Origin of the sequence: Azospirillum agricola (assembly GCF_017876095.1) — a bacterium.
GTDB lineage: Bacteria > Pseudomonadota > Alphaproteobacteria > Azospirillales > Azospirillaceae > Azospirillum > Azospirillum agricola.
Window position 1 is genome coordinate 42046 of the sequence record NZ_JAGINM010000014.1, and the last position, 21488, is coordinate 63533.

A 21488-nucleotide genomic window follows, 5' to 3' on the forward strand; every position below is an offset into this window, starting at 1 on the left:
CATGAATTTCGACGTCTCCGGCCTGACGCCGCTCGACACCATCGGCCTGCGCCCGGCTGGCGGTGATGCTCTCGACGTGTCCGGGCTGACCCCGCTGGACGCCTCGGGCCTCACGCCCATGGAGGAGCCACAGCGAGCGCAGCAGCCTGCCGGCCCGGCCGGCGGCGAGGAGGCGTGGAAGAACACCTCCCTCATCGACAAGGCGCTGAACCCGCTGACTGCTGGCGCGCTCAGCCTGAAGCAGGGCGCCGCCGGTCTCGGCGCCGACCTGTCGGGCCGATCGCTGGCCGTGATGGACCGGGTAGACCGCGGCGAAACTGTCCCCGACATGGAGGACCCAGTCGGCTACCAGCACATGGCGCCCGAACAGCGCGCGGCGGCACGGCGTCAGGCCGAAGCGGAGATCGGGCAATCCGCCGGCATGGCGGTGGAGACCGGACGGCGGATCGCCGACATTCCGCAGAACCCGGCGGCGCAGCGCATGATGGGCGCCAAGACCTGGGGCGATGCGGGGCGGGCGTTCTGGAGCGACCCGTTGGGCGTCATTACCTCGGTCGGCCTGCAATCGCTCCCGGCGACCGTTCCCGCGTTGCTGGCCGGGGCCGTCGGCGGGCCGGTGGCGGGCGGCGTCGCCATGGGCGCGTCGTCGGCAGGCACCGAATACCTCTCCTCCGTGCTGGAGGGGCTGGCCAACGAGGGCGTGGACACCAACAACGAAGCCGCTCTCGCGCAGGCGTTCCGCAATCCGGAGCTGATGGCGCGTGTCCGGGATCACGCCGCGACCCGTGCGGGCATCATCGGCACCGTCGATGGCGCCACCATGGGGCTTGCTGGCAAGACGCTGGTGCCGCAGGCGGTGCGGGGCCGCTTGGCGCGCGAGGCTCTGAACGTCCCGGCGCAGATCGCCGCGCAGGGGGCTGCCGGCGGCGCGGCCGAGGCGGGAGCCCAGATCGCCACCGAAGGCCGCATCACCGAACCCGGCCAAGTGCTGGGCGAGGTGGTCGGCGAGGCGTTCGGCGCGCCGGCGGAGGTGCTGGCGCTGCGCCATGCGGCCCGCCCGCCGGTCGACATCGCCCCGCCCAACGTTACCCCGGCCGACATCGCATCACCCATCCCCACGGACCTGATCTCCTCGGGCCGCGCCATCGTCGACGACCTGCTGGCGCCCAAGCCGGTCGGCGCCGAGAACGTCGCTGATCTGCCACAAGGGGCGGTTCCGGCGGAGGTGCTGCTCGGACAGGTGGAAGCGGCCGAGGCCCCTGCGCCCCTGCCACCGCCGGTCGAGGCGGCGCCCGCTCTGCCCGCTGCGGAGACGACGATTGCGCCCGAGCCTGCCACCCTGGATGTCTCCGGCCTGACGCCGCTGGAGCCGGGCGCCGCCCCGCTCTCGGTTGACGGGCCGGTGCCGCTGGGGGAAGCGCGGGCGCTCCCGCAAGCGGATGCCCAAAATCCCGAACTCGGGTCAAGCGCAATGCCGGAAACGGCTGTGTCGATTTTCCCGCCCTCGTTGGAGGCGGCGGAAATGAACACGCCCTCCACAGCGCCCGCCGCGCCGGCCCTCGATGTGACCGGGCTACGGGAGCTGGAGCAACAGGATGGGCGGGATGGATTTCCCGGCGCAACCCTGTCGGCGGCCGATATGGGAATTCCCATATCGGAACAGGATCAACAGGTTGCGTCGCAAGGTATGGACAGCCTGTCCACCCCCATGCAGCAGGATGGCGGCGCCGCCCCGCCCATCCTGACGAAGAACGGAAAGCCGTTCTCCACCGAGAAGGCGGCGGCGCTCGCGGCCCGGCAGCGGCCGGACCTCAAGGGGCGAGCGCTGGAGCCGGTGCGGGTCGAGGATGGGTGGGGGTTGCGGACAGTGGACCAGCCCGCCGCGCCGCAGCCAAATGTCGCCCAGCCCGAAGCCCAGGCGCAGCAAGGCTCTCAAGGCGCTGTGGACGAGATCACGCCGCCGACACCGGAAGTCGTCCAGCCGCCCGCCGCTCCACGCGACCTCGGCCAGCTGCTCCCGCCCCGGCAAACCCGCATCAACGACGCGGCCCGTTCGCCGGCCTTGCTGGAGGCATCGATCCGACGCGCCGACGAGACGCGCAACCGCGCTCGCCAGACGCCGGAGCAGCGCAGAGCGTCGGAAGCCGCCAAGGCCGATACCCTTCGGCAGTTCGATGAGGCCGCCGCGTCCGGCGTGCCCGACTGGAAGGCTCGCTCCAACGCCGAGCGGAACGCCCGGTCAGGGGCGGTGCGCCCGAAGGAATGGGAGCGGGGGTATTACTCGACCCAGGAGATGGAATACCGCACCGGCTGGAACGATGCCTTGGCCGGCCGGCCGTCTATCGACCCCGAGTTTCCGGCCGCCTACCGGGCTGGCGTGCTGGAGGCGCGCGCCTGGCTGGAGGAGAACCCGCGCCCGGATGGCGACGAGACCATCGACATCACGGCGCGCACCTCGCGGGGCCAGGAGACCCGCTACAACCTGCCGGCGGACGCCGACACCATCCGCACGGTGCGTGGCAATATCGAGAAGCTCCCGGCGGACCGCTTCTCCATCGAGCGGGACGACAGCGGCTTCGTTCGCGCGCCCGACGGCTCCCCTAATTTCGGCGAGATCGGCGCGGATGCTGCTACAGCCATTGGCCGACAGCCCGGTGCGATCCGCCTTCGGGAAGGCGACGCAGCCTCCGGCCTCGCCCACATCCGCGCAGGCCACACGGAAGACGCCCGGCAGCGCGGCTATGATTCGGTCGAGGCGATGATCGCCGACGTCGCTCGGAACTACGACGAGATCCATAAGGGGAAAGGGCGCGCGCTCATCCTCGTAAAGCGCGACGGGCGGCGGTCGGGCGCAACGTGGATTCAGCTTGAGCCGTCAGCCAACGGCGATTTCTACGACGTGAAGACGGCGACGCCGACTCGTATGGACTTCATGGGGAAGCAAGAGCCGGCCTGGAGGCGTTCTGCACGGCGAGACGCCACGGGCTCGAACGGTGGGGTTGCCACCTCGCCCGCCCCCTTCAGCGCAAGGGCCCAGGCCGGTGAGCCCAATGTGGCACCGGAGCGGCGGGACGGCAAGAGCGAGGCCGATTCCTTCCGCCTCGCGCCCGAGTTCGAGCAGGCGCTCCCAACCATCGAGGCGGACCTCCGGGCCCGTCTCCAGCGCTACGGCATCGCCGACCGCGTCGGCCTGCGGCTGGTGGACGCGATCCGCAACCGACTGACTGGGGAGCCCCTGCCCCCCGTCATCATCGACGGGAGGCGCTTCGATGCCAAGGGCCGCTACCTCTACGACCGCCGGATCATCGAGGTGGCGCTCGGGGCGGAAAACCGCACCTTCACCTTCGATCACGAGGTGATCCACGCCCTGCGCGATCTGGAACTGATCCGGCCGTTGGAGTGGCGGGCGCTGCAACGGGAGGTGCTTCAGGACAACAAGCGGATGGCTGGGGTGCGCGAACGCTACCCGGAGTATGGCCGCATCGGCGATCGACCCGAGCGCACCGACCGCATCGTTGAGGAGGCCGTCGCCGACCTGTTCGCCGAGTGGCAGGCCGGCCGTGTCCAGGCCAAGGGCTTTGTCCGCGTCACCCTGGAGCGCATCCGCGACTTCCTGCGCGCCGTCGGGCAGGCGCTGCGCGGCGAAGGGTTCCGGACCGTCGACAGCGTGTTCCGGGCCATCGACCGGGGCGCGATCGGGCGGCGCGGCGCCGAGGGCGAGGCGGCAACCAGCGGCCTGGCCGAAGCCCACCACGCGCAGATGCAGCCGCGCGACCAGCAGGGGCGGTTCATCCCCGGCGCGCCGGAGGACCGCTTCTCGTTGGAGGATCCGGCAGCCGCCCCCGCGCCGCAGGCCGCCGAAGCGCGCCGCTCCCTCATGACCCGGCTGGCTGGCGCCCAGCCCATCGACCGCGTGGCCCGCCTCCCCTTCGACCTGTTCGGCGGGCTGAACGGCCGGAATGAATGGAAGGGCGGCCTCTACCTGAACCGACAGGCCGCGCGCATCATCACCGAAGCGGAGTTTGCGGACGGTGGGCGCTTGGGCTGGATGAACGGCATTCTGCACAAGGCCCGCGCCGGCTTGATCGACCGCTACGGCCTCGACGCCGCCTATGTCGAGCGCGACCGGCAGCGCGGTCTCGACGAGCGCCGCATCATGGCGCAGGTGCCGGAGCTGATGAAGATGCTCGCCGACCAGGATGTGAAGCCGGAGGAAATGCAGACGCTCCAGGCGATCCTGACCGGCGAGGAGGTGGCTGACGCCCGGTGGGAGGGCATCGCCACCCCGATCCGGCAGGCCATCGACCAACTGGGCGCCGAGGCGGTCGAGCTTGGACTCTTGTCGCCCGAGGCCTTTGAGCGCTACCGGGGCAAATACCTGCACCGGGTCTACGCCAAGCACGAGGCCGACCAGGGCAGTCTGGTGGCCTGGGTGGACCGGAAGATGACCGGCCGGCGCCGCAAGGTCATCGGCGATCAGTTCAAGGGGCGCGGCTTGTTCATGGAGGTGACGCACAACACGCTGATCCGCTACACCGACGAGGCCCAGACGGCGCGGGCGCGGTCCGGCCAGTTGCGGGCCCTGGAAAGGCGCCGCGATGAGCTGCTGCGCCGGCGCGAGTTGGCGGAAGCGCGTGCCGATGAGCGGCGCGACGAGATGGGGGCGACGCTGGAGCGACGTGCGGACGCCAGGGAGCGCCTGGCCGATCCCGTCGCGGCGCGGGGGGCCGAGCGCAAGGTCGCTGCGTTGCGTGATCGCCGGGCCACGCTGGAGCGTCAGCGAGCGGAGGTCGCCGCCGAACTGCGGGCGATGTCCGGCGAATCGGAGGCGGTGCTTGGTCGCCGCATGAGCGTCACCGATGCCGCCCGCATCGACGGGCAGAGCGGCGCCTCGTCGGATCTACGGCCGAGTGCGTTCCAGAAGGGGCAAGCCCGCGAGCAGGGCGTGGCTCTGACGCGCCAATCAGCGAAGGCAGAGCGCGCCCGCGAAGCGCTGACCAGGCTCGATCACGAAATTGCGGCGGTTGACCAGCGCATCGAGCGGACGGGTGGCGACGTCGTCACAGACCGGGAGGGGATTGAGGGGCAGGTACGCGAGCAGGCCGCCGCCCTAACCCGGCAGAACCTGCGCAACCAGCGAGCCCGCGCACTGGTCGACCGCATCAACGGCCAGTTGGCCGACGTGAATGGCCGCATCGTCGAGACCGAGACGCGCCTGTTCGCCGCCGACGAGTTGAAGGCGGCCAAGGGCCAGCGATTCCGGGTACTCGACAAGCTGGGCGAGGCAAATGATGGCGAGCGGCCGCGCGTAACCCGCCGCGCGTATCTGCCGGAGGGCGCGGCGGTGCCGCAGGATATGGAGGGCTACCAGGACCGCGGCGTGTGGGAGGTGCGCGGCGAGAAGAACGGCAAGGTCGTGATCTGGCGCGACTTCGAGAAGGCCGAGCGCCAAGCGATGGGCGAGATCGTCGACGCCCGTTACACGGTCGCCAAGACCTACATGCTGATGGCCCATGACCTGTCCACCGGCCGGTTCTTCCGCGACATCGCGCAGAACGCCGAATGGTCACGCGACGGGCAGGACGAGCCCCCGTCCGCCACCTGGAAGGAGGCCGGAGAGTACAGCCGGTTCCTGGCCGATCCCGCCATCCAATGGGTGAAGGTGCCCGACACCAAGATCCCGAAGAGCAACACCAAGCGGTACGGCGCGCTCTCCGGCCGGTTCGTGCGGGCGGAAATCTGGCGCGACATGGCCGAACTGGAGGCGATGCAGAAGCCCGGCCTGTGGGACAGCATCATGCGGCAATGGAAGGCCAACAAGACCTACCGCAGCCCGGTCGTCCACATGAACAACATCATGTCCAACGTCATGTTCATGGACATGGCCGACGTCCGGGCCGCCGATTTGGTGCGGGCCATGATCTCCTTGCAGAAGCGCGATGACCTCTATCGTGAGGCGCTCGACCAGGGTGCCTTCGGCTCGAACATGCTGGCGCAGGAAATCCGGGAGGAGGTGTTGAAGCCGATCTTGGAGGAGATCGAGCGGCAGGGGCAGGCCAACATGGGGGCAATGGAGGCGCGCTTCGGGGTGGCCGGCAAGCTGGCGGACCGGCTGTTCGCCGGCGTGAAGGCCGCCGACCGGAAGATGATGAACGCCTACCAGATAGAGGACGAGGTGTTCCGCATGGCGCTCTACCTGCGCCGCCGCGACCAGGGCGCCTCGCCCGAGCAAGCGGCGCTGGAGGCCAAGGACACCTTCTTGGACTACGACATCCGCGCGCCCTGGGTGAACGCGGCCAAGCGCTACGCCTTGCCCTTCATCTCCTACACCTATCGGGCCGCGCCGATGATCGCCCGCACGCTGATGGCGCGGCCGTGGAAACTGGCGAAGTACTTCACGATGATGTACGCGCTGAACGCGCTCGCCTACGCCATCGACGGCGGCGACGAGGATGAGGAGCGCCGCTCCCTGCGCGAGAATGAGCAGGGCTGGGCCTGGACCGGCATCCCGCGCATGCTGCGGCTGCCCACCCACGACCAGCACGGCAACCCGGTGTTCCTCGACGTCCGGCGCTGGATCCCCGCGGGCGACGTCTTTGATACCGGGCAGGGGCAATCGGTGGTGCCGCTGCCGGGCTGGATGCAGCCGGGCGGGCCGTTGATGATCGCCGCGGAACTGCTGCTGAACCGCTCTGCCTTCACCGGTCAGGACATCAGCAACAAACTGACGGACACCGTCGGCGAGCGAATCGGCAAGGCCGCCGGTCACGCCTACAAGTCGTGGATACCGTCGGCCGCCTGGATCCCCGGAAGCTGGTACTGGGACCGGATCGGGAACGCCATCACCGGCGCGCGGGACTGGTCGGGCCGGCCCTACTCGGTCCCGCAGGCGGTCGCCTCGTCCGTCGGCATCAAGGTGAAGCCCCAGGATGTACAGGAGGGCTTTGCTGCCTGGGGCCGGGAGTTCGGCAAAGCCGAGCGCGACCTTCAGGCGGAGGCGCGCCGGGCCAGCAACGACCGGGAGCGGGGCCTGCTCAGCGAGACCGGCTTCGAACGGGCCATGGAGCGGCTGACGAAGAAGCTCGAGCAGCTGGGCGAGCGGCGGCGGGAGACGTTCGAGGGAATGCGATGAAATCTATCAGCGGATCGCGTTAGCCGCGAAAAAGACGCCGAGCGGGAAGCAGGCTATGGCCAGCAGCCCCGCTCCAAGCGCACAAAAGCGGAAGAAATTCCCCAAGGCGCGCCTCCCCTTGAAGTCATTGAAAAGAGCCTGTGTTATATAGGAAAGGCCAGATGCCACTATGCTTAGCGTAACTCCAAGCGAAAATATATTAATCGCTGGGTAAAGTTTCGAGATAATCTGATGTCCGGAAGGGTCTTTGCTCCAAATATGCCCCATGAAGGCAATCAGAGCGACAATGCCGCCGCCATTCGCCACGAACAGGCCGCGCAAAGCCGATAAGCCGAAGTCGATTTGTGCGCGCTCGTGTATCTGCCGCACGTTCAGCTTCTGCTTCCACATCTCCAAGCGCCGGTTGTTTCGCATCTGGCGCCCAAGAAGGGCATGCTGCTCGAACGCTTTATGGCTTTCAACCTCACACTGAAGTCGGGCTTTGAAGATCTCGAACTGCTGAGCATTAGTCAGATCATCTTGTTCGGATTCTTGACGCTCTGGCGCCAATTCAGGGGTATTCATTTGACACCAATGCGGTTGCTTCGCTCAACTTAGTATAGAAATTAGGACGCCCACAGCCAACCCCGCCCACGCACCCATGTCGGTCCGGTACCAGGGTGGCACGCCCCGCTGACGAAGGATGTGGCGGTCGAGCCGGTGCCCTGCGATCAGGGCGCCGCCGACCGTCCACAGCACGGCCCACCAGTCCATGGCGTCGCGCAGGCTGACTCGGGTGATGAGGTCGGACCACCAGGGCATACGGCAGGGTGCCTGCGGCGGGGGCGTCATGTCGAGGCGGATCGTTGTTCAGAAACTGTCAGGTGGGGATACCGTACCTTCGAGAAGGTGAAGGGGGATGCAGTAGGGGCCGAAAAGCGAAAGGGCGCCCGAGTCGCGGACGCCCCTCCCCTACCTTTCAAGATCCCCGCATGCATCCCCGTATCCCCGCCGCCCGAACCGAAACGAAGCCTTGTCAACCATGAATAAAGCGGGAATAATCAGAGAACTTACACCGAACATGACCCGGATATCTGCCCTCCGAAGGCAGAGGTCATGAGTTCGAATCTCGTCGGGTCCGCCATTTTCCCGCTTGCGCATCGGCAACCCAGCCACAGCTCCCGCGCTCCATTCCGCGCAAACTGTCGCAGAATGTCATGGATGCCAAAGCGCTCATGATCCAGGGCATGTTGAAATTCCTCGTCCTTTCCGCCTGCCTTCTTGCAGCCGGATGCGCCGACCTTCCCGGTTTCACCTCCGCGGGGCCGATCCCCAGCACGTCCTACGAGAGCGGCTATGGCCTCCGCCCTTACGGTCCGCAGTCCGCGGCGGACAGCCAGCTTGATTGGGGCTGGTAGCTCTCCGATCGACAACCGGGCATCGCGCGGCTCGACCGGATCCAACCGGCCGGCCTTCCTTCGCGCCGCCTTCCCCTCCCTGCCCTTCCTTCGCGCCAAACGCCTGCCGAACCGGTAAAGCCCCGTTCCGCGCAAGGAAAAGGGCTTGGGGACAGGCCCGCTACGCCATCCAATGGAACAGGGCGAAACCCGACAGCGTTGCGACGAAGGCCCCCGCCGCACCGCTGAGCATCGCCAGGGCCGATGGCCGGTTCCCCTTCGTGCCGTTGTCGGCGATGGCGCTGTCGAAGCCGCGCAACGTGGAATCCATGCGCACCAGGAACACCTCCAGCCCGCCGATCCGCTCGGTCAGTTCGCGGACCGCCTCGGCGAGCGCCTCCTGGCGGTCGGCCTGCGCGTGGCCGGCCTGGGCTCCGGTGGCGCGGTCAGCGGCAATCCCCTCGTTCAGGTCGCGCAGCAGACGCCCCACCCCTTGCTGGGCGGCGGCGAGCTGGCGTTGGTCGCGCCGCACCGAATCGATGCGTTCGGCGATCCGCTGGAGATGCGGGGCCAGCAGCCGGTCGAGCCGCTGCTCCTCGGCGTCGGGCTGGCGGAAGGTCTCGACCGCGCCGGTGCTGGGGGATCGGATGACGGCGACGACCCGGCGCGGGTCGCCGTCCTCCGGCAGGGCGGTCTCCGCCTCGAAGGCATGGCCGCCGTCGCCGATGCCGTTGGCGGCGAGGTCGGCGCGCGGACGGTCCGCGAGCACGCGGCCCAGCACCAGCGGCGCCCCGCCGTCGCGCTCCAGACGAAGCTCCACCTCCAACCGATCGTCGGGATGGGCGCGGTCCCAGGCCCAACCGAAGACGCGGCCCTCCTGGACGGCGTCGATGTGCCCCTCGATCGCGGCGGCGATGACGACGGGATCCGTGGCCGGGGTGTCGGCGGGCTGCGGGGCGACCTCGCGCAGTTCGACGATGGTGGCGGTGGCGGGCATGGTCGCGGTCTCCGGATGGCGTGTGCGGAAAAGGAAAAAGGCCCCCTCCCTGCTCGGAGAAGGGGGCCGCCAGGGCCGTCTTTATGCGGCCTTGCGCTCCACCGCCTTGCGGGCGGTCGGGCTCGGCATGCGGTGCGGGATGTAGTTCTCGTCGAGGAACTCGCGCATGTCGCGGTAGCGCGCGTAGTAGGTGCGGTTGAACGCCTCGAAGCGCGACTGGTCCCAGTACTCCTCCAGCACGAAGGGCTTGCCGGAATAGACGTTGTAGCAGGGGATGGCGAAGGTCTCGGCGAACTCGGCGGTGCGGCTGTCGTAGCTGAAATAGACCGACGGCGTGCCGTTCGACAGCGCCATCAGGTTGCCGTGCAGCCGGTAGCCGAGCACCAGATCCTTCGAGCGCACGAGGTTCTCGTAGTCGGCGACGACGTCCGAATACCACAGGCGCGAGCGGTACAGCTCGTCCATCTCCGCGTCGAAGTACCAGTTCTTCAGCCAGTCGCTGTCATGCAGCTGCCGCCACGCCTCGGCCTTCTGCTCCTCGGTGCCCCACATCAGCTTCTTCTCCTCGACCTCGCCCTGCATCATCAGCACGGTGTCGAAGCGGCGGGACATGTCCTTCACGAAGTCGCGGTGGCGCTCCAGATAGGTGCGGACGTCGGGCGAATAGTGGCGCGACACCTCGCGCCGCATGGTGATGCCGACCTTGCGCACGCTGTCGAGCGCCGGCAGGTCGATGCGCAGCTCCGGGTCGCGGTTGCGGAAGGCGGTCGGACAGCCGACGATGCGGGTGTTCTTGATGCCCAGATCCCACAGCACCTCGGCGGTGTAGGTGCCGCGCACGCCGAGCGTGGTCGATTTGTCGGCGAACATGCGCCAGATGCGCTTGCTCTCCTCCGACAGCTCCAGCTTGCCGGTGGCCGGCGCCTGGGCGCCGACGCCGAAGGCGATCACCGGGATGCGCAGCTTGGACAGCACCTTCTCGGTGTTGGCCGGCCAGTTGATCGAATCGTGGATGTAGTTGGAGCCGCGCAGGAACACGTAGTCGTATTCGGCGTTGGCGCGGTCCACGAGGTCCTGCTTGAACTCGCGGATCTCGACCACGTCGAGGCGGTCGTAGGTCAGCAGCTTCAGCGACGAGTCGTAGACGAAGGCGTCGCCGATGTTGTGGTAGTGGTCGATGCTGCCTTGAACGTCACTGTGATTGTACCAGCGCACACAGTCGTGATCGTAGACTTCGCCGGAAGGAATCATAACGAGGATGTTGGCCACGGCTGTTCTCCTGGAAGATGGAGCGGCTGGAAAGGGATCAGCGGTCGGCGACCGCATCGATGTGGATCGGCACGCGGACCAGATCGCGCTCGCGGGTCGGCTTGCAGCCGGACATCCGCAGACGCGTCAGGTAAAGGAAAGCGTCGCCGTCGGTGTCCTCGAAATTCCGTGACAAACTGTCGGGGTCGAGGATCGACGGGTAGTACAGGGTCTCGGCCGTCCCGCAGCGGTCCCTGTCGGTCATCAGCGGGGCCGCCCAGGCGAGGCGGGGCACCGACCAGGAGCGCAGGTCGGCGGAACTCGACACCCAGACGCCGGACACCGGCTCCGCCCCCGGCCGCTCGGCATGGCGGCCGGCCATGACGGCGAGGGTGAGGCCGCTCGGCGCGTGGCGGACGAGGCCGGTGACGGTGAAGGGCAGCCGGCCGGCCGGCATCGGCTGGCAGACATGGCCGGCGGGGGTCTCGGACGACGCGGAGGCGGCGTAGGGGTCGAGGAAGCGCACGGTGAAGTCACGCCCGTCCCAGCCGCGCCAGGAGCCGGGTGCCGACAGGTCGCGGGTCCGCATCAGGCAGACCCCGCGCTTCTGCGCCCCCGTCTCCTCGGCGAAGGCGGTGGCGTAGTACCAGCCGTCCTGCGCGACGATGTTGCTGGGGCCGAACAGCCCGGCGCGGCGGCCGAGGTCGCCGCGGAAGCGGTAGGGGATGCCGGCGACGTAGCCGGCGCCACGGAAGCGGCGCCCGCCATCCTCCGACACCGCCAGCGTCACGCTGTTCCACCAGCAGGCGGCGTAGTCGCCGGCCGGGCAGAGGGCGCGGCGCTCGTGCCCGTGGAACTCGTTGTGGACCAGCGCGTAGACGGTGCGGCCGTCGGTCGTGTAGGGGGCGGCGAGCCAGCCCCGGTCGTCGTAACGGGCCGGGTCGTCCTGGTGCCCGGAGTCGAAGACGACGCGGCAGTCCGGCGCCACGCGGTCGAGTGAGGGGCCGGTCAGCGCGCGGGCGGTGGTGTGGGCGGCCAGCAGATGCACGGTGCCGTCGGCGCTCCGCCACGCACGGGCTGGCGCGTCCGGCACGTCCCAGTCCTCGCAGGCCTGGGTGCGCCAGTCGAACACCGTCTCCGGGCGGGCGTCTGGCGGCACGATGGCGCGCAACTCGGCGGCGTGCAACTCGGCGGCGCGCAACTCGGCCGCGTGGCCGGGCACCGCCGCCGTCATGAGGAAAGCCGCCAGAAGAGCGCCGCGCATCACCGACACCATCCGTCCTCAGAACCGCTGCGCCACGGCGCGCTCGGGCAGCGCCGGGGCAGCGGCGGCTCCGCCAACCACGCCGCCACCGGCGGCGTTGATCAGCGCCTCGTAGACTCCGGCGTGCTGGCGGGCGCATTCGGCGCGGTCGATCGGGCGGCGGATGCGCAGGCGCAGGCGGTCCCACAGCTCCGGGCTGGTCAGCGCCTCGGTCATGCGGTCCACCAGATCCTCGACGCTGCCGCTGCGGAAGTTCAGGCCGTCGACGCCGTGCGTCACCTTCTCCGCCATGCCGCCGATGTTGCTGGCGATGATCGGGCGGCCGTGCAGGAAGGCCTCCTGGATGACGACCGGCGAGTTCTCCCACCAGATCGACGGGATGACCATCCAGTCGACGTCCTTCATCAGCCCCGGCAGCTCGGCCGAGCGGTAACTGCCGTAGAAGCGCACGCGGTCGCCGGCCTTCTCCACCGCGTCGTTGAAGCGCTTCTGGTAGGCTTCCGGCTGGCGTTCCAGGTTGCCGCCGAAGATCATCAGCGCGCCGTCCTCGCCCCACGCCTTGTCGGAGATGCGGGAGACCGCCTCGACCAGCACATGGGCGCCCTTGAACTCGGTGAGCTGGCCGAAGAAGGCGAAGCGGTTGCGCCGGCCGCCGCGCGCCAGCGGCCGGGGCGGCGCGATGCCCTCGACGGTCAGGCCGTTCTCGATCATGCGGAACTTCTCGCGTGGCAGCCCCCACTCGACGTAGCGGTCGATCAGGAAGTTCGACGGGCTGACGTAGAAGTCGGCCTGCTCCAGGAAGGTCTTGAGGAACAGCTCGCGCTTGAAGAACTCCGCCTCGCCGATGTGCGGGAAGCAGCCGGCGCAGTCGGCCGGGCTGGAGCGGTAGCACAGCGTGTTGCGGCTGGTCTTCACCATCTGGCCGTGGTGGTGGCAGATCGACAGATACTCGTGGAAGGTCACGACGATCGGCACGCGCGGCAGAGCCTGCCGCACCGCCTGGATCGTCTCGATGCCGAGGCCGAGGAAATGGTGGAAGTTCACCACGTCCGGCTGGAGGTCGCGGACGTAGCGGACGAAATCCTTGTCCAGCCCCGGCAGGTTGCGGTTCGACAGGCGGAAATGGTCGTAGTCGTTGGCGTAGTAGAGGACCTCCCGCTCCTTCTGGCGCAGCGCCATCAGGGCGGAGCCCCGGTGCTGGGCGATGGGCGGGGCGACGCGCGCCAGGTAATGGCTCTCCCAGCCCGGCAGATCGTGCAGGCCGAGATGCAGGTTGTAGGAGGCGACCTCCCCCCCGCCCAGCGAGAAGGAGGGGTGGCCATGGCTGATGATCAGGGCGCGCTTGGTCTGGCTCATGTCGTGGCCGCTCGTCTGTCGGGAGGGTTCTGGATGATTTCGGTCAGGCAGCAATGGCCGCCGACCAGCTTTCGGCGAAGCTCCATTGGTCGACCAGCGCGCTCATCCGGCGCCAGCGCGGGTCGTGGGCGTCGCGCGGCTGCTCGTCGAGCGCCACCAGACGCACGCGCGGCAGCCACAGGCAGGAGCCGCCGGCCGCGCGCACCCGCAGGCAGAGGTCGAGCCCCTTGTGGTCGGCGCCGAGATAGCGGCCGCCGGCCGCCAGCGCGCGGGCCAGCAGCTCGCGCGGCAGCAGGGCGCAGTCCGCCGCCGCCGCGTCGACCGGTGCCGCGTCCTTCTCCTTCAGCCAGTCGCGCGGGTAGCCGGCGAAGCGGCGCTCGTAGGTGACGGCGCCGTCCGGCCCCTCCACCGCGACGATGCCGGCGAAGCGGATCGAATGGTCCTCGTAGAGCAGGGTCGGGCTGACCATCACCGGTGCCATGGCGGTGTTGATGGCGGCACCGGCGGCCACCGGCTTGCGCATCGCCCGCTCCAGCGCCGACAGCCAACCGGGCTCGGTCGGCAGCACCGAGGGCGACAGCAGCAGCACCCGCTCGGCCCGCGCGTGCGGCAGGGCGGCGGCGACCGCCTCGAACGGGTCGGTGGCGGACGGCGCGGCGACGAAGCCGACGGCCAAGCGGTAGAAGGCGGCGGCCTGCCGCACCATGCCGGCCAACCGCTCGTGCGCGGCGGCGCCGGCGGCGACCAGGATCTCGGTGTCGGCGAAGTCGGGGTCGTTGGACAGCCGGGCGAGGTTGAGGTCGATGTCCTCGCGCCCGTCGGTGACCGGCAGGATGACCGAGACGCGGGGCGCTTTCACCGTCCGCCCCATCGGGTGGAGGATGGCGGCCGGCGACTGCACGCCGCCAGCGGCGGCGCGCAGCATCGGGCCGAGATGGGCGGCGACGATGCGGTCGATCGACGGGCTGTCCGGGTTGACCGCGCCGAGCATACGGCGCAGCGCATCGGGTGTCGGCGGCTGGCAGGGCAGCGGCAGGAAGGCGACGCCGTCGTCGAAGGCCAGTTCCAGATGGAACTCGGCGACCATCGGCAGTTCACTCGCCCCCTTGGCCGGTTCGCTGGCGAAGGCGGTGAAGCCGTGGGAATCGCTGCCGGGAACCAGCCGGCCGGCGATCAGCGGGTCGGCGGCGAAGGCCTCGGACACGTCGCGCCGCGCGCTGCGCATCCAGTCGCCGTCGAGCCGGACGGCGAGGCCGGGGCCCTTCAGCGTGACCGCCCGCACCAGCCGCGCCGGGTCGAGCAGCCAGCCGCAGACGAACAGCCCGGCGCCGGGAACCCGCAGCGCCATGTCGAGCCCGATGCGCACCGGCGCGTCGAGCTGCGACACCGTCTCCACCCCGTTGTAGCGGGCGGCGGTGGCGGCGGTGACGGCGCGGCGGGCGCCGTCGTCGCGCAGGTTGCCCAGCATGTCGCGGGCGTGGGCCGGCGCCACGCCGTCGGCCAGGAGCTTGCGGTGCTCGAAGATCGCCAGATGCCGCCAGCCGTCGGCGGCGCGGTAATGGATGCGGCGGATGCTGTCGGGCGGCGCCACCGGCCCGGTCAGCACGGCGAGCAAACCGGCGGCCTCGGACGGCAGGTCGGGGCGATGGAAGGACGCGGCGGCGGCGTCGTGCAGGCGGAGGTCGTCGGTCTCGACCAGCATCGCCTGTTCGCCGCCCGCCAACCCGTGCGACCAGCCCTGCACCATCAGCCCGCCGTCGCGGAAACGGCCGAGCACCTCGGCGAAGCCGTCGGGCTTCGACGCCTCCTGGACGAGCCCGGCGAGCAGCCGCAGCCGGCGGTCCGACGCGCCCTCCCCTCCCCGGCCGCCGGTGGCGGGCAGCAGGGTGCAGGCGAAGTCGAGCGCCGCCGACAGGGCGCCCGGCTGCTCCTCCTTCAGCGCGGCGACCAGATGCGCCGGGTTGGTGCGGACGTTGGACAGGCGGGGCAGCACCAGCCGCTTGGCCGTGGCGTCGACGATCTCGATGCGCGAGGGGCGCATCTGCGCCAGCCCGCCGACCCGGATGGCGCCGAGGAACCAGCGCTCGCCCTGCCCGTCGGTCCAGCAGCCGCCGACGAAACGCCCCTCGGTGGTCCCGTCGAGCAGGACGAGGCTGTCGGCCGGCAGGGGCTCGTCGGTGGCGCCGAACAGCAGCAGCGTGTCCTCGTCCAGCAGGACGGCGGCGGTGATGTCGGCCTTGGTGGCGGCGCGATCCTTCATCGGTTGCGGCTCCCTGAAGCGAGGGGTGGGGTGTCGGTGGGCTTGGTCGCGGTCATCAATTCGTCGTAGAGGGCGATGTGCGCGGCCGCGGCCTCCCCGGTGCTGCGGACCGCCGGGATGTTGGCGGACAGCCGCTCCCACAGGCCGGGTTCGGTCATCGCGCGGGCCATCACGCGGGCGAGGTCGGCGGCGTCGTTGGGACGGACGTGCAGTCCGTCGATTCCGTCGCGCACCGCCTCGGCCATGCCGCCGATGCCGCTGCAGATGACCGGGCGGCCGTGCTGGAACGCCTCCTGGATCACCAGCGGCGCGTTCTCCCACCAGACCGACGGCATCACCACCCAGTCGGCGGCGGCCATCAGGGACGGCATCTCCTCGCGCCGGTAGGGGCCGTGGGCGACGGCGGTGCCGCGCGCCGCCTCGAAGCCGTCGGCGACGCGCTGGCGGAAGGCGTCGGCTTGGTAATGGCTGCCGCCATGCACGGCGAGCGTGGGGCCGAGCCCCTGGCGGGCCAGCCGCGCCGCCGCGTCGAGCGCCACGGTGACGCCCTTGAATGGGTTCAAATTGCCGAAATAGGCGAAGGCGTCGCGCCGCCCGCCGGGAGCGAGCGTGCGCGCCGCCGCCGGCGCCACCGCCGGGCGGCTGTTCGCCATCACCTGGATGCGCTCGGGCGCCAGCCCCCAGGCGACGTAGCGGTCGCGCAGGAAGCGGCTCGGCGCCAGGAAGCGGTCGACGAGGCCGAACATCGCCTTGATGTGCTTCTCGCGCAGCAGGAACTGGTCGGCCGGCCGGTCGGGGAAGCAGCGGTTGCAGGCGTCGGGCGAGGCGCCGGTGCACAGCGCCTGCCCGGCCCCCCCTTGTCCGCCCGTGGTGACCATCTGCCCGTCGTTGGCGCAGATCGGGTAGTAGTCGTGCAGCGTGTAGACGATCTTCGCGTCCGGGCAGACGCGGCGGATCAGGAACAGCATTTCCACGCCCAGCAGAAGGGTGTGGTGGATGTGGACGATGTTGGGCCGGAAGGCGCGCAGCAGCCCCGACAGGTCGGGGACCAGCCCGTGCAGGTCGATCTGGCTCTGGTGGAACTGGTCGAAATGACCGGCCCACAGCAGCACCTCGTCGGCGCTGCGGCCCAGCGTCTGGAAGCCGGTGCCGGGGCGCGGCCGGCGGTGGGTGTCGTTGGTGCAGGCGAGGAACAGGGCCTCGGCCCCCGCCGCCTTCAGACCGCCGAACAACTCGTGCGCGAAGATCTCGGTGCCGCCCGGATGCAGGCTCGGGTGGTTGTGCGCGATCACCAGGACGCGCGGCGCCCGCGCCACGGCCGGGGTGGCGGCGGGTGCGGTGGCGGCGGTCACGCCGGGCGGAACCAGCGGCGGCAGGCGGCGGCGGGCGGCGCGGCTCATGCGGCGTCCCCTTTCCGGAGGACCAGCAGATCCTGGAAATTCTCGGCGTCGGCCCGGCCGCTCCAATGGCCGTGCAGCACCGGCCGGGCGAGGTGCAGGCCCTGCGCCGCGAACAGGTCGAGCAGGAACGCCTCGTCGTAGGCGACGGCGGCGTTCGGGTTGGCCGGGTCGGCCAGCAGCTCCGGGCCGGGCGCGTCGGGGAAGGGCGGGCGCGCGGCGCCCTTGGCCATGCCGGCCCGCGCCGTCGCGTCGACCAGGAACAGGCTGAGGAAGCAGCGCCCGCCCGGCTTCAGAACGCGGGCGATCTCCGCCGCGTAGCGCGCCGTCTCGGCCGTGCGCAGGTGGGTGACCACCGAGGTCAGGAGGACGAAGTCGTAGCCGCCCGCCGCGAAGGGCAGGTTCGCCGCCCCGCCGTCGAGCCGGCCGTCCGGGTTGTACAGCCCGTTGGCGACGTCGAGATGGTGGAAGCGGAAGGACGGGTAGGCCGGCGTGATCGTCTCGGCGCACCAGCGGATGCCGTCGAGCACGATGTCGATGCCGTCATAGGCGGAGTCGAGATACTGGGTCAGCGGCAGCGCCATGCGGCCGATGCCGCAGCCGATCTCCAGCACCCGGTGGTCGGGGCGCAGCCCGCCCAGCCGCACGAAATGGCGCAGGAACTCGGCGCCGATGGCGCGGAAGTCGCCGTCGCCGATGAACTGGCGCTCCTGCGGCGGCACCGGCAGGAAGCGGTTGCGGGCGATCTGGGCGCACAGCCATTCCAGATGCGGGTCGGTCCGGCGGCGCAGGACGGCGAGCTGGGGGTTGGGCAGAATCGCGTTCATCGGATCACCTGTTTCTTTCCGGCGCGCGGAGCCTTGCGCGTCGCCGTCCGGCCCTTGGCGGCGGGCCTGTCGTCGCCGGCCTCCCAGGGGCGGGCCATCAGATCGGCCATCTGGGCGGCCCAGCGGCGGCCATGGAGCCAGCGGTTGTGTTCGGAGGCGACGCCCCGCGTGTAGCCCTGGTGCCGGCCGATCGAGCGGCGCTCCAGATGGTACAGCTCGACCGCGGGGACGTAGCGGATGTCGAGCCCGGCCTCGCGGATGCGCAGGCAGAGGTCCGAATCCTCGAAATCGCCGATGACGTAATCCTCGCAGAAGCCGCCGACCGCCTCGTAGACGGCGCGCGTCGTCAGCAGGCAGGCGCCGGTCACGCCGGGGACGGAGCGCGCCCGGCAGGCCGGGGCGAAGTCGCGCGGCAGGCCCTTGAAGTAATGGTGGTTGTACCAGTGGCCCTGGAGGTCGCGCTCGAAATAGAGGCCGGCGTGCTGGAGGCTGTCGTCGTCGAACAGCAGCTTCGGCCCGATGGCGCCGATGCCGGGGGCGCCGATGCCGGGCCGCGCCTCCAGCGCCGCCACCAGCGGCTCCAGCCAGCCGGCGCGGTCGGGAATGACGTCGGAGTTGAGGAACAGCAGGTGCTGTGCGCGGGCGTCGGCGACCCCGGCGTTGTTGGCGGCCGAATAGCCGAAGTTGGCCGACTGCACCAGCAGGACCATCGGCAGGCCGTAGAGCCCGTGGAAGCCGCGCAGCAGATGCACCACCTCGTCGCGCTGCTCCGGGCTGTCGAGCACGAAGATCAGCTCGGCCCCGGCCATGCCCGGATCGGTGGCGAAGCTGGCGATCTGGAAGCGCAGGAACTCCAGCGTCCGGTAGAGCGGGATGATGACCGACACCGCCGGCTTGGCCGGCCGCTCGCCGAAGACCACCAGTTCGGGAGCCCCGCGCGTCGCCAGATGGGCGGCGTGCAGCGGGGCCACCGCCGGGGCGATCACGCTCTCCAGCAGCTCCGGCGTGGCGAAGCGCGGCGGCAGGCTGCCCAGCACGGCGGCGCGGGCGTCGGCGTGGGCGCGCGGGCGCGGCGGCGGCACCAGCCGGATGCTTCCGCCGGAGGCGAGCCGCAGCTCGGCGCTGACCTGGAGGGCGGCGGCCGGTTCGGGCGTGCCGGGCAGATGGGCAACGAAGCCGCTGCGGTCGATGCCGGTGTCGCCGTAGAGCTTGGCGACATCGGCGCGCGGGAAGCGGTGAACGAGGCGGTCGAGGTGCCGTTCGCCGCCGAAGGGCGTGTGCACCGTCAGCCCGGCGGCCAGCCCGTGCGGGTCGTGGATCCAGCCGGCGAGGAACAGCCCGCCATCCTCGGTCGGGACGGCGAGGTCGAGCGAGGCGCCGATCGGGCGCTTGGCGTCGGCCGCCTGCCGGCGGGGCAGCGGCGCCAGGGCCTGCAACTCGCCGACGGCCGAGGCGGCGGCCGGGTCGCTGAGGCCGCGCCGGGCAAGGCCGCGCAGCAGGTAGGGGCGCAGGGCGGCGTCGGCGTCGCGTTGGGCCGCCAGATGGTCCGTCAGGGCCGGCAGCGCCGCCGGCGGCGCCGGGAAGCGGCGGCAGGCAACGCCGTTGGCGCCCAGCACCACCAGCAGATTGCCCGGCGCGCAGAGCGCGCGGTCGATCAGCAGGTCGAAGACGGCGCGGTCGCGCCGGGGATCGGCGTCGCCGACGCAGACGCCGAAGGGCGCCGGCCCGACCGCGCCGGGGCCGACCACCACGGCGCCGGTCACCGCGCCGAAGCGGGCCGACAGCAGGCCGGAGCACAGCGTCAGGTCGCCGCCAGCCGTCGCCCGGACCGTCATCGGGGCCGGCGTCGGCGACAGCCCGAGCACCAGGGTCCGGCACAGGGCGGCGAAGCCGGCGTCGGCGCGCAGCACCGGGGTCGAGCAGGCGAAATCGAAGAGGAAGCGCAGCACGCGCAGCCGGGCCGCCGAATCGAGGCTGCCCAGCAGCCCCGCCGGGTCGAGGGCGTCGGCCCCGCTTTCCGCGCGCAGTTCGGCGATGACGCGGTCCCGCGCGATGAAGTGGATCGGCGTCGCCGGATCCTGCGGCGCCCGCAGGATCGCCAGCACCCGCCGGCCGCCCCATTCGGTGCGCAGGGTCAGTGTGGTGAAGGGCGGGCGGATCGCCCCGGAATCGATGCCGGGCTTGATCGGACCCTCATGGTCGTCAACCCCCGCGTCCGACGTCCAGGACGCGAGCAGGAAACGCCGGCCCAGCGCAAGGCTCTGCGCGGGGGCGATCGAGGCCGAGGTCGGCAGGACGGCGAGCACGGTCATGGAGGACGATCCCGGCGTTTCGTTGAAGTCTTCGAGGTCGGACCGGCGGCGGCTCGGCGCCGCCGGTCCTGTCCTCAGGCGAGGTCGGCGGATGGGAACCGCTTAGTGGATGACGAAGTAATCGTTGGGATGGGTGTGGATGTCGTCGGCCGACACCCCCTTCAGCGTGATGCTGTCGCCGTTGCCGAGGTCGATCACCGCGTCGCCGTGCTGGTCGGTGACGCGGCTGGCCAGATCGGCGGCGTCGGTCACCTTCAGGCCGTTGATGTTGCGGGCGATCTGCAACACGTCCTCGCCGGCCTTGAAGTCCAGGACCACGTCCTGGCCGCCGCCGCCGGAGAAGATGAAGACGTCGTGGCCCTCGCCGCCCGACAGGATGTCGTCGCCCTTGCCGCCTTCCAGGCGGTCGTTGCCGGCGTCGCCCATCAGGATGTCGTCACCGTCGCCACCGCGCAGGATGTCGTCGCCGGTGCCGCCGCGCAGGTAATCGTTGCCCTTGCCGCCGTCGAGGATGTCGTTGTGGCCGCCGCCCATCAGGGTGTCGTCGCCGGTGCCGCCGGTCAGGATGTCGTCGCCGTCGCCGCCGGACAGGACGTCGTCGCCCTTGCCGCCGTCGAGCATGTCGCGGCCTCGGCCACCGATCAGGACGTCGTCACCATTCCCCCCCAGGATGATGTCGTCGCCGTCGCCGCCGTCGAGCGTGTCGCCGCCGTTGCCGCCGAGCAGCACGTCGGCCCCGCTGCCGCCATGGACGTAGTCCGCACCGTTGCCGCCCAACAGGGCGTCGCGACCATCGCCGCCGAGCAGCGTGTCGGCGCCGTTGCCGCCGAACAGCGTGTCATCACCCACGCCGCCGTCGAGCAGGTCGCCCTTGTTGGTCCCGAAATGAAGATCGTCGTAAGTGCCCCCAGGAACCGTAGCCATTTTTGCTGTCTCCTTTGGCGAAGTGTTTGGACGTGGCCGCGGGAGCGACCTAACTCGAAATCGCGAGCCGTCTCTTTCGGTGTATCCAAAATCCTGCGGATGATCCTGTGATAAAACACGGTCACTCGAAAGAGAAAAAAGAGTCAAAATGCAAAATCTCTCAGACAACTGCATTCTCAATATTTTCAAAAAGACAGTAATATTGAACTCTTTCGAATTTCATTCCATTTTACGTTTTAAAAATGGCTGGCATGGCGGACGATCCATAGGTTGAAAGGGCGCTTTCAGACGTGCTGGACTCGCGAACTCTTCAAGCGAAAAGGGGCCGGCGCATGGTGCGCCGGCCCCTTTTGAAAACCGGGTCGGGAGATCGTTCCGCCCAGCCCGCCTTCGCG

Annotated in this window: 11 protein-coding genes; 1 reads left to right on the forward strand and 10 read right to left on the reverse strand. The window is 70.1% G+C overall.

Annotation, left to right across the window (positions count from 1 at the left end; all coding sequences use genetic code 11):
• The first annotated feature begins 1 nt into the window (after position 1).
• Positions 2-7132: a hypothetical protein gene (locus J2847_RS20595; protein ID WP_209780722.1), complete on the forward strand. Its 7131-nt coding sequence runs from the start codon at positions 2-4 to the stop codon at positions 7130-7132.
• Between the two features lie 6 nt (positions 7133-7138).
• On the opposite strand, the gene J2847_RS20600 is transcribed toward J2847_RS20595, so the two are convergent.
• The 10 genes from J2847_RS20600 to J2847_RS34670 form a co-directional block, all read right to left on the reverse strand.
• Positions 7139-7696 (reverse strand): hypothetical protein, encoded by a 558-nt coding sequence (locus J2847_RS20600; RefSeq protein WP_209780723.1) that lies wholly within the window; start codon positions 7694-7696, stop codon positions 7139-7141.
• A 993-nt stretch (positions 7697-8689) separates the two neighbouring features.
• A complete protein-coding gene (locus tag J2847_RS20605) occupies positions 8690-9505 on the reverse strand; it encodes a hypothetical protein (RefSeq protein ID WP_209780724.1) in 816 nt (271 codons plus the stop codon).
• 81 nt (positions 9506-9586) lie between these two features.
• Positions 9587-10774 carry a polysaccharide pyruvyl transferase family protein gene (locus tag J2847_RS20610; RefSeq protein WP_085552111.1) on the reverse strand — a complete coding sequence of 396 codons (1188 nt, stop codon included), beginning with the start codon at positions 10772-10774 and terminating at the stop codon, positions 9587-9589.
• Between the two features lie 37 nt (positions 10775-10811).
• Positions 10812-12017 carry a hypothetical protein gene (locus tag J2847_RS20615; RefSeq protein ID WP_209780725.1) on the reverse strand — a complete coding sequence of 402 codons (1206 nt, stop codon included), beginning with the start codon at positions 12015-12017 and terminating at the stop codon, positions 10812-10814.
• Positions 12018-12035: 18 nt separating this feature from the next.
• The gene (locus J2847_RS20620) at positions 12036-13373 is read right to left on the reverse strand and encodes a glycosyltransferase family 4 protein (RefSeq protein WP_209780726.1); all 1338 of its coding nucleotides are present in this window, start codon (positions 13371-13373) and stop codon (positions 12036-12038) included.
• 43 nt (positions 13374-13416) lie between these two features.
• Positions 13417-15633 (reverse strand): glycosyltransferase family 2 protein, encoded by a 2217-nt coding sequence (locus J2847_RS20625; RefSeq protein ID WP_209780727.1) that lies wholly within the window; start codon positions 15631-15633, stop codon positions 13417-13419.
• Entirely contained in the window at positions 15630-17033 is a 1404-nt protein-coding gene (locus J2847_RS20630) for a glycosyltransferase family 4 protein (RefSeq protein WP_209780728.1), read from the reverse strand. Before J2847_RS20630 ends, J2847_RS20625 begins: the two co-directional genes overlap by 4 nt.
• The gene (locus J2847_RS20635) at positions 17030-17857 is read right to left on the reverse strand and encodes a class I SAM-dependent methyltransferase (protein ID WP_209780729.1); all 828 of its coding nucleotides are present in this window, start codon (positions 17855-17857) and stop codon (positions 17030-17032) included. The genes J2847_RS20630 and J2847_RS20635 overlap by 4 nt, the downstream gene beginning before the upstream one ends.
• Positions 17854-20169 (reverse strand): glycosyltransferase, encoded by a 2316-nt coding sequence (locus tag J2847_RS20640; RefSeq protein WP_209780730.1) that lies wholly within the window; start codon positions 20167-20169, stop codon positions 17854-17856. The genes J2847_RS20635 and J2847_RS20640 overlap by 4 nt, the downstream gene beginning before the upstream one ends.
• Positions 20170-20271: 102 nt before the next feature.
• On the reverse strand, positions 20272-21093 hold the full coding sequence (locus tag J2847_RS34670; protein WP_209780731.1) for a calcium-binding protein: 822 nt from the start codon (positions 21091-21093) through the stop codon (positions 20272-20274).
• Between the last annotated feature and the right edge of the window lie 395 nt (positions 21094-21488).

What these genes read in the sequence shown, in the direction of transcription:
- J2847_RS20625 (WP_209780727.1), bottom strand. Translation starts at nt 15,633, where the DNA reads ATGAAGGATCGCGCCGCCACCAAGGCCGACATCACCGCCGCCGTCCTG.
- J2847_RS20605 (WP_209780724.1), bottom strand. Translation starts at nt 9,505, where the DNA reads ATGCCCGCCACCGCCACCATCGTCGAACTGCGCGAGGTCGCCCCGCAG.
- J2847_RS20615 (WP_209780725.1), bottom strand. Translation starts at nt 12,017, where the DNA reads ATGCGCGGCGCTCTTCTGGCGGCTTTCCTCATGACGGCGGCGGTGCCC.
- J2847_RS20640 (WP_209780730.1), bottom strand. Translation starts at nt 20,169, where the DNA reads ATGACCGTGCTCGCCGTCCTGCCGACCTCGGCCTCGATCGCCCCCGCG.
- J2847_RS20620 (WP_209780726.1), bottom strand. Translation starts at nt 13,373, where the DNA reads ATGAGCCAGACCAAGCGCGCCCTGATCATCAGCCATGGCCACCCCTCC.
- J2847_RS34670 (WP_209780731.1), bottom strand. Translation starts at nt 21,093, where the DNA reads ATGGCTACGGTTCCTGGGGGCACTTACGACGATCTTCATTTCGGGACC.
- J2847_RS20595 (WP_209780722.1), top strand. Translation starts at nt 2, where the DNA reads ATGAATTTCGACGTCTCCGGCCTGACGCCGCTCGACACCATCGGCCTG.
- J2847_RS20635 (WP_209780729.1), bottom strand. Translation starts at nt 17,857, where the DNA reads ATGAACGCGATTCTGCCCAACCCCCAGCTCGCCGTCCTGCGCCGCCGG.
- J2847_RS20600 (WP_209780723.1), bottom strand. Translation starts at nt 7,696, where the DNA reads ATGAATACCCCTGAATTGGCGCCAGAGCGTCAAGAATCCGAACAAGAT.
- J2847_RS20630 (WP_209780728.1), bottom strand. Translation starts at nt 17,033, where the DNA reads ATGAGCCGCGCCGCCCGCCGCCGCCTGCCGCCGCTGGTTCCGCCCGGC.